This window comes from Streptomyces griseoloalbus, assembly GCA_014650015.1.
Classification (GTDB): domain Bacteria; phylum Actinomycetota; class Actinomycetes; order Streptomycetales; family Streptomycetaceae; genus Streptomyces; species Streptomyces griseoloalbus.
Genome location: BMUD01000004.1, coordinates 72245 through 85911, shown reverse-complemented (window position 1 = coordinate 85911; position 13667 = coordinate 72245). Strand labels below are relative to the sequence as shown.

Genomic DNA, 13667 nt, shown 5'->3' with positions numbered 1-13667 from the left:
CCGCTCACTCCGTACCCTTCGCCGCCCGCTCCACCTGCCGAGCGGCTCCCTCCGCGTCCCGCTCTGCCCGGGAGAGGGCCGCCGCGGCCGACCGGCCCCGTTCCTCCGCCTCCCCGTGCTCCCGCTTCGCCCGCTCCAACTCCGCCCGTGCGTCCCGGAGTTGGTTCTCGGCGGCCGATACCCGCTGCTCGGCCTCCCGGTGTTGCCCGCGCGCCCGCTCCAGCGCGGCATCGGCGTCCTCCCGCTCCGTACGCCGGTCACGGAGCCTTTCCTCGGCCTCCCGGGCCGCCTCCCGGGCCCGGGCGAGGCGCTGCTGCCGCTCGGCCCGCCGCTGCGCTAGCTCGTCCTTCTCCCGCGCCGGGGCCGACGGCGTACGAGCCGGCGCGCGGGGCGCCTTTCGCGCCGTGTCCTGCGCTCCGGACGTGTCCGAAGGAAACTCCGACGGAGGCGTGAGCGTGCTCTCCACCCGGCCGCCGGCCCACAGGCCGGCCGCCTCCGGATCGGCGAGCACGGCCCGCAGGGTCGTCTCGACGTCCCGCCGCACCGCGTCCGACAGCGGGTGTCCGGCCTCCCGTGCCAGACCCGCGGCCTGCCGGGACAGCTCGGAGACGATACGCCGCCGCTGCGCGGACAGCTCCTTCAACCCGCTCGGGTCCAGGGCGGCGTAGGCCTCGCGCAGCGCCCGTCCCAGCTCCAGGAACCGCTCCGCCTCGTCGGGCCGGGAGCGCCGGAGCAGGTTCGCCGCCCAGGCCGCGAGCGTGGGCCGTCGGGCGGCGCGGATACGGCGGGCGTCGTCGGCCCGCTTGGCGGTCCTGGCGGCAGCGGCCAGTTCCTCACGGCGGGCGACGAAGTCCGAGGGCGGCAGCGCGTACAGCTCGTCGAGGGCCGCCTCCACATCGCCTGCCCCGCCGTCCCGCACCTCGTTGCGCCGCATGATCCCCAGCGTCCACCGGGCGCGACGACCTCGCACATCGGCGGGGCCTGCCGCGAAGAGCCGCAGCAGGACCTCAGTCGCCGGAACGGGCGAACCGGTCCGGGGCCAGGCCGGTCAGCAGTGAGGTGATGACCAGGTCCGTAGAGGCGGCCATGTCCACGGAGTCCGGGGCCAGCAGCCACTGGACCTGCAGGCCGTCCATGACGGCGATGACCGCGTTCGCCGCGTCGTGCGCCCGCCCCCGGTCGGACTCCGGCAGGCCGCACGACTCCATCAGCGCGTCGGTGACGAAGGCGCGCAGTCCGGTGTACCGATCGCGGAAGTACCTCTGCGCGGGATGGTCGTCGGTGACGGACTCCGCCGACAGGACGGCGTAGAGCCGCACGATGCCCTCGCGTTCGGCGTTGCGGTGGGCGGTGTCGACCAGATGGCGCAGGAAGGCGAGCCCCTGCGGGCGGTCGGACCCGAGCTGCTCGATGTCGGTCCGGTCGCGCAGTTCGAGGACGCTGGTGAGCAGCAGCGCCTTGGACCGGAAGTAGTGCAGGACGCCGGCCTGGGTCAGCCCCGCGCGCTCGGCGATCTCCGCGAGTGAGGCGTTGTTGTAGCCGCGTGCCGCGAAGGTGTCCATCGCGATGTGCAGGATGTCCCGCTGCCGCTGCCGGGCCTCCGGACTGCGGGGCGTGCGGGGCTCGGTCTTGGTCCTGCGGGCGGGCCGGCCCACCGACTGGTCACTCACCTGCGACAGCTTACGGCCGGGTCGCTCCCGGCGTCGGTGATCTTCACTCACCCCTCTTCTCATGTGATGCATGCCACTTACTAACCACTTAGTGGGTGTGCTTTCATGGCGCCGTCATTCCGACGGAACGCCGCCGCCACGGACCGAAGGGACGCCCGGCACCCGGGGCCTCGCGCACCGCACTCACCCTCCGGGCCCACCCGCGCTGCCCCGACGACCGGCCGGCGTACCCCACGCGTCACCCGACGAAGGAGAGCCGCACCGTGTCATCCCTGTCATCCGGGTCGCCCCGCACCACCAGCCGCCCCCGTCCGCGAAGAGCCGGGGCCGCCGCCCTCGCCCTCGGCCTGGCCGCCGCCGGGCTCGGTCTCACCGGGGCCGGGACCGCCCAGGCCGCCGACCCCGTCGCCCAGGTGTGGGTCACCACCCCCGACGGCGCCAAGAAGCTCACCGCGGAGGGCAGCGTCCCGTTCGACGGCAGTCCGCAGTCCATCGACATCCGTGTCGACGCGGGCAGCAAGAGCCAGCGGTTCACCGGCGCCGGCGCCTCCGTCACCGGCGCCTCCGCCCGCCTCATCCAGAGCCTGCCGCAGGATCGGCGCGGCGAGCTGATGCGGTCGCTGTTCTCCACCGCCGGCGACGGCATCGGACTCAACTACCTGCGTCAGCCGCTCGGCAGCACCGACTTCGACGCCACGAACGACCCCTACTCCTACGAGGACACCCCCGGCCGGTTCTCCATCGACCGGGACCGGGCCGAGATCATCCCCGTCCTCAAGCAGGCCACCGCCGTCAACCCGGCGATCCGGTTCATGGGCTCGCCCTGGTCACCGCCCGCGTGGATGAAGTCCCAGAACTCCCTCAACGGCGGCAGCCTCAAGCCCGAGCACTACGGGGCGTACGCCGACTACCTGGTCAAGGCGATCAAGGCGTACGCGCAGGAGGGCATCACCCTCACCGACCTCACGGTGCAGAACGAGCCGGAGTTCGCCACCAGTTACCCGTCGACGTCGATGACCTCCGCCCAGCAGGCGGACTTCCTCAAGGTCCTCGACCCCAAGCTGACCGCGGCCGGGCTGCCCACCAACATCCTGGCCTACGACCACAACTGGGACCACCCGGACTACCCCCTCGACGTCTTCTCCCGCACCCCTGGCATCAGCCGTGTCATCGGCGCCGCCTTCCACTGCTACGGCGGCCAGGTCGGTGCCCAGCAGCAGATCGTGAACGCCGGGAAGCGGGTCTTCTTCACCGAGTGCTCGGGCACCGACAGCGCCGACACCGCCGCCACCTTCGGCGACACCCTGCGCTGGCACGCCGAGAACCTCGTCGTGCAGAACATGCGGGGCGGCGGCGAGACAGTGATCAACTGGAACCTCGCCCTCGACCAGAACGGCGGCCCCCACCAGGGCCACTGCACCAACCGCTGCAACGGCGTCGTCGAGATCGCCGGGGGCAACGTCACCCGCAACGCCGAGTACTACGTGCTGGGCCACCTCAGCAAGTTCGTCAAGCCCGGCGCGACCCGCATCGGCTCCACCAGCCAGGGCGCCGGAGGCGTGCAGAACGTCGCCTTCCAGAACCCCGACGGCTCCCGCGCCGCCTACGTCGTCAACACCGCCGGCAGCGCCCAGCGGTTCTCCCTCACCGACAACGGCAAGTCCCTCACCCACACCCTGCCCGCCGGTGCCGTCGCCACCTTCACCTGGAGCGGCACCGGCACCCCGGCCGGCCCGATCGACCCGGGCGCCTGGTACCGGGTCGTCGACGAGGGCAGCGGTGCCTGCCTCGACGCCGCCGACTGGGGCACCGCGAACGGCACCGCGCTGCAGCAGTGGGCCTGCGGTACGGGCGCCAACCAGTACTGGCAGTTCCGGCCCACCGACGGCGGTCACTACCAGGTCGTCAACCGGCACAACGGCAAGGCCTGGGACGTCGACGGCGGCCCCGGCGCCACCGCCGACGGCACCGACGTCCACCTGTGGGAGTACGTGGGCGGCACCAATCAGCAGTGGCGCGCCGAGAGCACCGGCACCGCCGGACACCACCGCTTCGTCGCCCGCCACAGCGGCAAGTGCCTGACCGTCGACAACGCCTCCACCGCCAACGGGGCGCGCCTGTCCCAGCAGCCCTGCTCCGGCTCGGCCGCCCAGACCTTCGCCCTCACCGGCTGAACCACGGCGTCCGCCGGGCGGCGCGGCTCACAGCCGCTTGCCCGCCACCTCGTCCTCGTCCGGCTCCGGCCCCGCACGGTCCACCCGGGCCCGGCGCAGCCGCAGCCGGTCGAGGCGCGAGATGACGGGGGTGGCACTCACCCCGTGCAGGACGACGGACGCCAGCACCGTGAAGGTCACCACCGCCCACAGCCGCTCGGCCGGGACGTCGAAGCCGGCGTGGCCGAGCGCGTGGGCCAGGTAGAACAGCGAGCCGATGCCGCGGATCCCGAAGAAGGCGATCACCAGGCGCTCCCGGGGACCGGCGGAGGTACCGAGCTGAGCGACCCACGCGGTCAGCGGCCGCACCACCAACAGCAGCAGCAGACCCACGAGCGCGTCCTGCCAGGTCAGCGACGCCAGCCCGCCCTGGGCGACGAACACACCGAGCAGGAACAGCAGGGCGGCGGTCAGCAGCCGCTCCACCTGCTCCACGAAATCGTGCAGCACCGTGTGAAAGCCGTGAGCGCGCTCCGCCGCGCGGATCCGGCAGGCGGTGACGAACACCGCCAGGAAGCCGTAGCCGTGCAGCAGCTCCGTCACCCCGTAGGCGAGGAAGGTGGCGCCGATGGCGACGAATCCCTCCCGGTGCTCCGACAGCCGCATCGTCCGCCACTCCGCGCGGAAGAACAGCCAGCCGAGCAGCGCGCCGACGGTGAGACCCGCGCACACGCCCACCGCGCACTTGTAGCCCACGTCGACCAGGGCCCAGTGGGCGATCCCGCCGCCGGTCACCCGGCCGCCCGCGGCGGTGGCGAGCGCGACGGCGGCCAGGACGAAGGGGAAGGCGAGGCCGTCGTTCAGCCCGGCCTCGCTGGTCAGCGTGAAACGCACCTCGTCCTCGTCGTGCTCGGAGTCGGTGGGCGCACCCACCCGCACCTCCGAGGCGAGCACCGGATCGGTCGGCGCGAGCACGGCCGCCAGCAGCAGCGCCGCGGCCGCCGGCCAGCCCAGCACGCCCCAGGCGAGACCGCCCACCGCCGCGATGGTCAGCGGCATGGTGACGCCCAGCTGCCGCCAGGTGCCCCGCCAGCCGCGGCGGCCGAAGGGCCGGTTCAGGGCGAGACCGGCGCCCATCAGCGAGACGAGCACACAGATCTCGGTGACGTGCTCCACCCACGCCCGGCCCGACACCGGGTCGATCTCGGGCAACGGCACCCGCACCAGATGGAGACCGACCCCGCAGACGAGGAACACCAGAGGCAGTGACAGCGGTCTGCGGGCCACCAGGCGGGGCAGTACGGCCGCGCCGAGGGCGCCGACCCCGAGCAGAGTGAAGAGAAAGTCAGGGGAGATCACCGATCACATGTGCCCGCGGTCGGCCGTCGGCACGCCGTCCGGCCGAACGGTGACCCCGTGGCGTGAGGGACGGGGCTCCGGTGGAGCACTGCGGCCGATGCGGACGCAAGTGCGCGGCGTTGCGACGCGGAGGGCTTGACGGGGCGGGACGCGCTCGGCGCTACTGGAGGACGTGCCGGGCGCACAGGAGTGGGGGCCCGTCCGGTACTCACCCGGTGTTCCCACCCCCGCCGGACGCACGTCGAAAGGGTGACCGGTGCGGTCTCGATGGGCAGCGGCAGTCGTCCTGCTGGCGTCGATGCTCCTGCTGCACCTGTGCTCCCCGGCACTCGCGGCGGACCGGCACCCGGAGAGTCACCCCGCGGTGGCGCAGCACGACGAGCCGGCCGACGCGGCGCGTGAAGGCGTCGCAGAGCCCCGCCCCGGTGGCGACGGCGCCTCGCTCCACCGCCCTCTCGCACGCTCACCGAGGGCCTCCGGGGCGGCCGGGACCGCTCACCCGACCGCCGGCACCCCCACTCCGTCGACCGCACCACGGCGATCCGCTCCCCACCCGTACCCGGCCGGTCCGCCACAGGGCCGGGGACCGGGCGACCCGGCCCTCCGCGCCACCGACCTGCAGACGTTCCGCTGCTGAGCGACGGCAGTACCGCCCAGGGCCTGCGCCGTGCGGCCGGGTACTGCCCCCCGGGGTGTCCTCCGTGAGCTCCCCGAGCCGGTCCACAGTGACGAGCAGGCCTTCTCGTGTCCCGAAACCATGACGACACAGGAGGCACACATGGAGAGAAAGCGCATTCTCGTGGTGCGGCCGGACGAGCTGGGCCCGAGCGAGCACAAGGTATGGAGACATCTGCGCGCGGAGTCCGGCGCACCGGAGAACCCGTTTCTCGACCCCGTGTTCACCACGGCCGTCGGACAGGTCAGTCCTGGAGCCAGGGTGGCCGTCTTACAGGACGACGGCACACCGGTCGGATTCTTCCCGTACGAGAAGGGGCCGCTGGGGCAGGGCCGGGCCATCGGGCTGGGAGTGTCGGACAGCCAGGGAGCCGTGCTGCGTCCCGGCATCCGGCTCGACCCGCGCACCCTGCTCGCCGCCTGTGCGCTCTCGTCGTGGGAGTTCGACAACCTGGAGGCCGGCCAGGACCTCTTCCTCCCGCACACCCTCGAGGAGCTCGCCGACCCGGTGATCGACCTCGACGAGGGATACGAGCACTACCTCGACGGGCTGCGCGCCCGTTCCCCGGGATTCCTCAAGCAGATCCTGGCCAGGGAACGCAGGCTCGCCCGGCAGATCGGCGAGGTGCGGTTCGTGTACGACGCCCGGGACCCGGAGGCGCTGCGGGCGCTGATGCGCTGGAAATCCGCCCAGTACCGGCGGACCGGCCGACGGGACCGGTTCGCGCAGCAGTGGATCACCGGGCTGGTGGACCTGCTCGCACACGGCGACGACCCCGAGTGCCGGGGACTGCTCTCCGTGCTGTACGCAGACGGCCGCCCCGTGGCAGCCCACTTCGGCCTGCGCTCGGCCACCGTACTGTCCTGGTGGTTCCCGGCGTACGACCGCGACCACGGCAGGTACTCACCGGGGCTGGTGCTGCAGTTGCGGATGCTCGAGGCGGCGGCGGCCGACGGGATCCGCATGGTCGACCTGGGCAGCGGGCCCGCCCGGTACAAGGACTCGCTCAAGACCCGCGAACTCCCCGTGTACGAGGGCGCCGTGGTGCGCCCGGGTCCGGGCGGGGCCGCGTACCGCCTGGGCCGGGAGCCGGCCAGGGCCGCCCGCCGCTTCGTGCGCGGCCACCCCCGGCTCGCCGACGCGGCCCGGCGCACCCTCACACAGCTGGGCCGGCTCCGCGACCACTGACCCCGCCGTACGCCGACGTCGGTACGCGGGGTTACTCCCGCGCGGCGGCCGTCTCCGCCGGGCATCCCCTGCCCGACGGAGGCGACGTCTTCTTCGGACCGGCCGTCTCGCTGTCCGCCTACCTCTTCATGACGGTGATCCCGATCCTCCGGCCCTGGGGCCCGACCCGCCGCGGCCGACGCCTCAGGGCGGCCGGCCGGCCGGGGCGCGCCGAGCCGGCTCGCGTCTGATCACGGCCTGCCGCGCCGTCACCTCACAGGGTGCGCTCCAGGCGGTCGGCCATCAGCTGCACGAAGCGTGCCGGGTCCTTCGGCCGCCCACCCTCCGCCAACACGGCCAGGGAGTACAGGAGTTCGGCGGTCTCGCTGAGGTCCGAGCGGTCCTCGCGCTCCCCGTACGCCTCGTTCAAACCCTTCACCAGCACGTGGTCCGGGTTGAGTTCGAGGATGCGCTTGGTGCGCGGCACCTCCTGGCCCATGGCCCGGTACATGTTCTCCAGCGCCGGCGTGAGGTCGTTCGCGTCGGCGACGAGACAGGCCGGGGACACCGTCAGACGGGTCGACAGACGCACCTCCTTGATGTCCTCCTCCAGCCGCTCCCGCATCCAGCCGAGCAGCCCCGCGTACTCCTCGGCCCGCTTCTCCCGGTCGTCCTCGCTCGTGTCGTCCCCGCGCGCGGCGAGGTCGATCTCGCCCTTGGTGATCGACCGCAGCCGCTTGCCCTCGTACTCGCCCACGGCGTCGACCCACACCTCGTCCACGGGGTCGGTGAGCAGCAGCACCTCGATGCCCCGCTCCCGGAACGCCTCCATGTGCGGGGAGTTGTCGATGCTCTCCCGGGACTCGCCGGTGATGTAGTAGATGTCGTCCTGTCCGTCCGGCATCCGCTCCACGTACTGCTTCAGCGTGACCGTCCCGTCGTCGCCGTGCGTGGTCGCGAACGACGTCACCGCGAGGACGGCGTCACGGTTGTCGGGGTCGGTGACCAGCCCCTCCTTCAGCACCGCCCCGAACTCCCGCCAGAACGTGGCGTACCGCTCGGCGTCGCCGGTCATCATGCTCTTGACCGAGGACAGCACCTTCTTCGTGAGCCGGCGCTGCATCATCCGGATGTGCCGGTCCTGCTGGAGGATCTCGCGGGACACGTTCAGCGAGAGGTCCTGCGCGTCGACGACGCCCTTGACGAAGCGCAGGTAGGGCGGCAGCAGTTCCTCGCAGTCGTCCATGATGAAGACGCGCTTCACGTACAGCTGCAGGCCGCGCTTGAAGTTCTGGTTGAACAGGTCGTGCGGGGCGTGCGACGGGACGAACAGCAGGGCCTGGTACTCGAAGGTGCCCTCGGCCTGCAGCTGGATGGTCTCCAGCGGGTCCCGCCAGTCGTGGCTGATGTGCTTGTAGAGCTCGTGGTACTCCTCGTCGGACACCTCGTCGCGCGAGCGCGCCCACAGCGCCTTCATCGAGTTCAGCGTCTCGGGCCCGGCCGCCTCGTCGTCCTCGCCCGCCTCCCCGACGAGCCTGATGGGCCAGGTGATGAAGTCCGAGTAGCGCTTGACGATCTCCTTGATCGTCCACACCGAGGTGTAGTCGTGCAGCTGGTTGTCCGGGTCGGCCGGCTTGAGGTGCAGCGTGACCGAGGTGCCCTGCGGTGCGTCGTCGACCGCGTCGAGCGTGTACGTGCCCTCGCCGCGCGAGGTCCAGCGCGTGCCCCGCTGCTCTCCCGCGCGCCGGGTGAGCAGGGTGACCTCGTCCGCGACCATGAAGCCCGAGTAGAAGCCGACGCCGAACTGGCCGATCAGCCCCTCCGCCCCGGCCGTGTCCTGTGCCTCCCGCAGCTCCCGCAGGAACTCGGCGGTGCCCGAGTTGGCGATCGTGCCGATGAGCTGCCCGACCTCGTCGTACGACATCCCGATGCCGTTGTCCCGCACGGTCAGGGTACGGGCGTCCTTGTCGATCTCCAGCTCGATGTGCAGGTCGGAGACGTCGGCGTCGAGCGTGTCGTCCCGCAGCGCGGCCAGACGCAGCTTGTCGAGCGCGTCGGAGGCGTTGGAGACGAGTTCACGAAGGAAGACGTCCTTGTTCGAGTAGACCGAGTGGATCATCAGCTGGAGCAGCTGACGGGCCTCTACCTGGAACTCAAACGTTTCGGTCGGCATGGTTCGCGATTACCTCACTGGTCCATGGATGGCCGGGTACTGGCGCGCCCACTTTAGTCAACACGCCGTCACCCCTCGGCGACCTGCCCGAAGTCGGTGCTGCTCACCGCCGCGTCCAGGAGGGGGCCGAGTTCGCGGGACACCGTCGTCAGGGCGCGTACGTCCCGCTCGGCGCGGGCGAGGAGGATCGCCCCTTCGAGGGAACTGATCATGAGCGTGGCGAGCGGCTCGGCCCGTTCGGCGGGGACGCCCATGTCCGACAGCGCCCGGGCCACCGCCCCCGTCCACCGGTCGAAGGCGGCGGACGCGGCCGCACGCGTCGACTCGGCGGACCCCGCGCGGTCCACCGTGGCGGCGGCCACGGGACAGCCGCCGCCGAAGCCGGCGGACTCGTACTCGTCGGTCCACTGCCGGACCATCTCGGCGAACAGCCCGCCGGGCGTCGGCTGCGGCAGCGCGGCCAGGAAGCGGGCCACGCGGTCGCCCGCGTACCGGCCCGCCCAGCCCACCGCCTCGTTGACCAGCTGCTCCTTGCCGCCCGGGAAGTAGTGCTGGAGCGAACCGCGTGGCGCCTCGGCGTGCGCGGCCACCTCACGCATCCCCGTCGCGGCGACCCCGTCGCGCCGGATCAGCTGGGCCGCGCTGAAGACCATCCGCTCCCGGGGCCCGCGTTCGGACACCGCCATCCCCGGCCTCCCGCCCTCGTGATGCTCCCGCTCACCCTATGACCGCCGTCATGACAGCCGCTACTATGACGACGGTCATAGGCAGGGGCGCCTCGGCGCGGCCCGGAAACGGCGGTGCGGCGTGCACGTGGGTTTCATCGGACTCGGCGTCATGGGCCGGCCCATGGCGCTCAACCTCGCCCGCGCCGGAACGCCCCTCGTCGTCTGGAACCGCACCCCCGCCCGGTGCGCACCCCTGAGCGCCGCCGGTGCCGAGGTCGCCGGGAGCGCGGCGGAGGTCTTCGACCGGGCCGGCACCGTGATCCTCGTGCTCGCCGACGAGGACGCCGTAGACGCGGTGCTGGGCCGCGGCACCCCGGACTTCGCCACCCGGGTCGCCGGGCACACCGTCGTCCACATGGGCACCACGTCGCCGGAGTACTCGGCCGCCCTGGAGGCCGCCGTCCGTGACGCGGGCGGTGCGTACGTCGAGGCACCGGTCTCCGGCTCCCGGGTGCCTGCGGAGCAGGGGCAACTGGTCGCGATGCTGGCCGGCGACGCCACCGCCGTCACGGCCGTACGGCCCCTGCTCGCCCCCCTGTGCCGTGAGGCGTTCGACTGCGGCCCGGTTCCGAACGCCCTGCTGATGAAGCTCTTGGTGAACCTGTTCCTGATCACCCAGGTCACCGGGCTGACCGAGGCGTTCCACTTCGCCGACCGGCATGGGCTCGACCGCGCCCGCTTCCTGGACGTCCTGGACGCGGGCCCGATGGCCAGCGCCGTCTCGCGCATGAAGGCGCCCAAGCTGCTCGCCCGTGACTTCTCGGTCCAGGCCGCGGCCACGGACGTACTGAAGAACAACCGCCTGATCGCGCGGGCCGCCCGCGAGGCCGGCCTGGCCTCCCCGCTCCTCGACGTCTGCCACGCCCTCTTCGACGAGACCGTGGCGACCGGCCACGGGGGCGAGGACATGGTGGCCGTCCTGCGCGCACTGGAGGCCAGGACCGACGGCACACACCCCGGCGTCCCGGCGGACGACCGGCCGTGAGGTCCCTCCGCCGGTGACGACCGGCCCGAAGTCCCCCCGCCGGTGACGACCGGTCGTGAGGTCCGTCGCGCGGATCGTCCGGAATCCGGCCATCCGGCCGGGTTTCCCGTCCGTCGTGCGAGCATGGGTGAATGAGCATTCATCGCAGGAACAACATCCGTGTGACCGGGCGCAGCTCCGGCCGCACGATTGTCCTGGCGCACGGATTCGGCTGTGACCAGAACATGTGGCGTCTGGTCGAGCCCGCCCTCGCCAAGGACTTCCGGGTAGTGCTCTTCGACTACGTGGGCGCCGGCCGCTCCGATGTGTCGGCCTGGCGGGAGGAGCGCTACTCCTCCCTCGACGGCTATGCCCGTGACGTCGTGGAGGTCTGCGAGGAGCTCGACCTGCGGGACGCCGTGCTGGTCGGCCACTCCGTGAGCGCGATGGCCGGCGTGCTGGCCGGGGCCGCCGCCCCGGAACGGATCGGCTCGCTGGTCATGGTGTGCCCGTCGCCGTACTACATCGACGAGGACGGCTACCGCGGCGGCTTCAGCGCGGAGGACATCGACGAGCTCCTGGAGTCGCTGGAGTCGAACTACCTGGGCTGGTCGGCGACCATGGCCCCGGTGATCATGGGCAACCCGGACCGGCCCGAGCTGGGCGAGGAACTCACCAACAGCTTCTGCGCCACCGACCCGGACATCGCCCGGGTCTTCGCGCGCACGACGTTCCTGTCCGACAGCCGCAAGGACCTCGCGGGGGTGACCGTGCCCACGCTGATCCTGGAGTGCGAGCAGGACGCCATCGCACCCCCGGAGGTCGGCGCGTACGTCCACTCCGCGATACCCGGCAGTGAACTGGTCACCCTGGCCGCCACCGGCCACTGCCCCCAGCTGAGCGCCCCCGAGGCCACCGCGTCGGCGATCTCCGCGTTCGTTGCAGACCTCGACCGATGAGCCCACCGACCGGTGGTTCCGACGGGCCGGGCAGGGGGGTGCCCAGCACCCGCGCGGCCTTCAGCGCCCTGCTGGAGGACTCCGCTGAGGACCTGTACGAGTCGGCCCCCTGCGGCTACCTGTCCACCCTGATGGACGGCACCGTCGCCAAGGTCAACGCGACCCTGCTGAACTGGCTCGGTCTCTCCCGCGACGAGGTCGTGGGCCGGATGCGCTTCAGCGACCTGCTCACGGTCGGCGGCAGGCTCTACCACGAGACGCACTTCGCCCCCCTGCTGCGCATGCAGGGACACCTCGGCGGCATCGCACTGGAGATGCGCACCGCGCAGGGCTCCCGGCTGCCGGTCCTGATCACCTCGACGGTGAAGAAGACCGACGACGGCGAACCCCTGCTGATCAGGACCACCGTCTTCGACGCCACCGACCGGCGCGCCTACGAACAGGAACTGCTGCGCGCCCGCCGCGCCGCGGACGAGGCCCGCAAACAGGCCGAGGCCGACCGCGAGCGGCTGCGCGAGGCGCTGGCCGTACTCCAGCAGAGCCTGCTGCCGGCGACCCTGCCCGACATCCCCGGCGTGGAGACGGCCGGCCACTACCACACGGCCTCACCATTCCAGCTGGGCGGCGACTTCTACGATCTCTTCCCGCTGGACGGCGACGACCGATTCGCCTTCTTCCTCGGCGACGTGTGCGGCAAGGGACCGCAGGCCGCCGCGCTGACCTCCCTCACCCGCTACACCCTGCGCGCCGCGGCACTCCACGACCCCGATCCCGTCACCAACCTGCGCGACCTCAACACGGCCCTGCTGGACCGGTACACCGGCGACGATCCGCGGTACTGCACCGCCGTGGCCGGCGTCCTGGAACGGGCGGGGGACACCCTGAACGTCCGGCTGGCCTCCGGCGGCCATCCTCCGGCGCTGGTCCTGCGCGGGGACGGCGGCGTGGAGTACCTCTCCACCCCCGGCGGCATGCTCGTGGGAGCCCTCCCCGGGGCGCAGTTCGTCCAGGTCCGCGTCACCCTGCGTCCGGGCGACACGCTGTTGCTGTACACCGACGGCCTCACCGAGGCCCGGATCGGCCCCCACCGGGAGCTGTACGGCTACGAGGCACTGGCGTCCTTCGCCGCCAGCCTCGCTCCCTCGGGCCCGCACCGTGTGATCGACGCCCTGACGGAACTGCTGAGCGGCTTCGGTGACGGACTCGACGACGACACCGCCCTGCTCGCCGTCGGTCTTCCCGCCCGCACCGACACCGGATCCCGAGACCGCGCATGAAGTCCTTGACGATCACCGCGTCGCACGCGCCCGCCGGCCTCGTCCTCGAGGTCGCCGGCGACCTCGACCACACCAACGCGCAGCAGTTGCGCCACAGCGCCCAGGAAACGGCTCTCCCGCCCGGCCGGCTCCTGGCGATGGATCTGAGCAAGCTCGAGTTCTGCGACTCGAGCGGCTTCACCGCGCTGATCGCCGTCCGCAACCAGGTCGTGTCGGCCGGGGGCGAGGTGGTCCTGGTGGCCGTGACGGCCAACATGAGGCGCCTGCTGCACCTGACCGGCCTCGATCAGGTATTCGACATCCGGGACACCGTGGCGCTGCTCACCGACCGCTGAGGGTGAGGCCCGACGGGAGGCAGGCCGTCCGCGACGGGGTCCACACCGCCGCAGTCCTCACCGGTCTGCTGTCTCGCGGGAGCGGTCCTGGCCTGGGCATCTCCCGCCCCACGCAGGAGCGGGCCGCGCACTGATGCCGCGGGCGACGGGTGCCCCCGCCCCGGAACACCCCACCGCCCACTCGGGGCAGGGCCGCGATCCGAAGG

The 13667-nt window shown here is 72.3% G+C and carries 11 protein-coding genes; 6 read left to right on the top strand and 5 right to left on the bottom strand.

Annotated elements, in window-relative coordinates:
- Window positions 1-4 precede the first annotated feature (4 nt).
- Together IE178_RS07505 and IE178_RS07500 are read right to left on the bottom strand one after the other, a co-directional pair.
- Window positions 5-934, bottom strand: coding sequence for a hypothetical protein (locus IE178_RS07505; protein ID WP_193511692.1), 930 nt, complete (start codon window positions 932-934; stop codon window positions 5-7).
- A 73-nt stretch (window positions 935-1007) separates the two neighbouring features.
- Window positions 1008-1670, bottom strand: a complete 663-nt coding sequence (locus IE178_RS07500; RefSeq protein ID WP_318279895.1) for a TetR/AcrR family transcriptional regulator — start codon at window positions 1668-1670, stop codon at window positions 1008-1010.
- Window positions 1671-2017: 347 nt separating this feature from the next.
- Between IE178_RS07500 and IE178_RS07495 the strand changes: the two genes are divergently transcribed.
- Window positions 2018-3844, top strand: a complete 1827-nt coding sequence (locus IE178_RS07495) for an RICIN domain-containing protein (protein WP_193511864.1) — start codon at window positions 2018-2020, stop codon at window positions 3842-3844.
- Window positions 3845-3871: 27 nt separating this feature from the next.
- Here IE178_RS07495 and IE178_RS07490 read toward each other — a convergent pair whose 3' ends face one another.
- On the bottom strand, window positions 3872-5182 hold the full coding sequence (locus IE178_RS07490; RefSeq protein ID WP_193511691.1) for a cation:proton antiporter: 1311 nt from the start codon (window positions 5180-5182) through the stop codon (window positions 3872-3874).
- 778 nt (window positions 5183-5960) lie between these two features.
- Here IE178_RS07490 and IE178_RS07485 point away from each other — a divergent pair.
- The gene (locus IE178_RS07485) at window positions 5961-7046 is read left to right on the top strand and encodes a GNAT family N-acetyltransferase (protein ID WP_193511690.1); all 1086 of its coding nucleotides are present in this window, start codon (window positions 5961-5963) and stop codon (window positions 7044-7046) included.
- 253 nt (window positions 7047-7299) lie between these two features.
- On the opposite strand, the gene htpG is transcribed toward IE178_RS07485, so the two are convergent.
- Both htpG and IE178_RS07475 read right to left on the bottom strand, forming a co-directional pair.
- Complete coding sequence (gene htpG / locus IE178_RS07480) at window positions 7300-9198, bottom strand: molecular chaperone HtpG (RefSeq protein ID WP_193511689.1); 1899 nt, start codon at window positions 9196-9198, stop codon at window positions 7300-7302.
- A 68-nt stretch (window positions 9199-9266) separates the two neighbouring features.
- Window positions 9267-9884 (bottom strand): TetR/AcrR family transcriptional regulator, encoded by a 618-nt coding sequence (locus IE178_RS07475; protein WP_193511688.1) that lies wholly within the window; start codon window positions 9882-9884, stop codon window positions 9267-9269.
- A gap of 121 nt (window positions 9885-10005) precedes the next feature.
- Between IE178_RS07475 and IE178_RS07470 the strand changes: the two genes are divergently transcribed.
- The 4 genes from IE178_RS07470 (at window position 10006) to IE178_RS07455 (ending at window position 13461) form a co-directional block, all read left to right on the top strand.
- Window positions 10006-10911 carry an NAD(P)-dependent oxidoreductase gene (locus tag IE178_RS07470; protein WP_193511687.1) on the top strand — a complete coding sequence of 302 codons (906 nt, stop codon included), beginning with the start codon at window positions 10006-10008 and terminating at the stop codon, window positions 10909-10911.
- Window positions 10912-11042: 131 nt separating this feature from the next.
- Window positions 11043-11849 (top strand): alpha/beta fold hydrolase, encoded by an 807-nt coding sequence (locus IE178_RS07465; protein WP_193511686.1) that lies wholly within the window; start codon window positions 11043-11045, stop codon window positions 11847-11849.
- Window positions 11846-13126 (top strand): PP2C family protein-serine/threonine phosphatase, encoded by a 1281-nt coding sequence (locus tag IE178_RS07460; RefSeq protein WP_193511685.1) that lies wholly within the window; start codon window positions 11846-11848, stop codon window positions 13124-13126. The genes IE178_RS07465 and IE178_RS07460 overlap by 4 nt, the downstream gene beginning before the upstream one ends.
- A complete protein-coding gene (locus IE178_RS07455) occupies window positions 13123-13461 on the top strand; it encodes an STAS domain-containing protein (protein ID WP_184762783.1) in 339 nt (112 codons plus the stop codon). The genes IE178_RS07460 and IE178_RS07455 overlap by 4 nt, the downstream gene beginning before the upstream one ends.
- The last annotated feature ends 206 nt before the right edge of the window (window positions 13462-13667 follow it).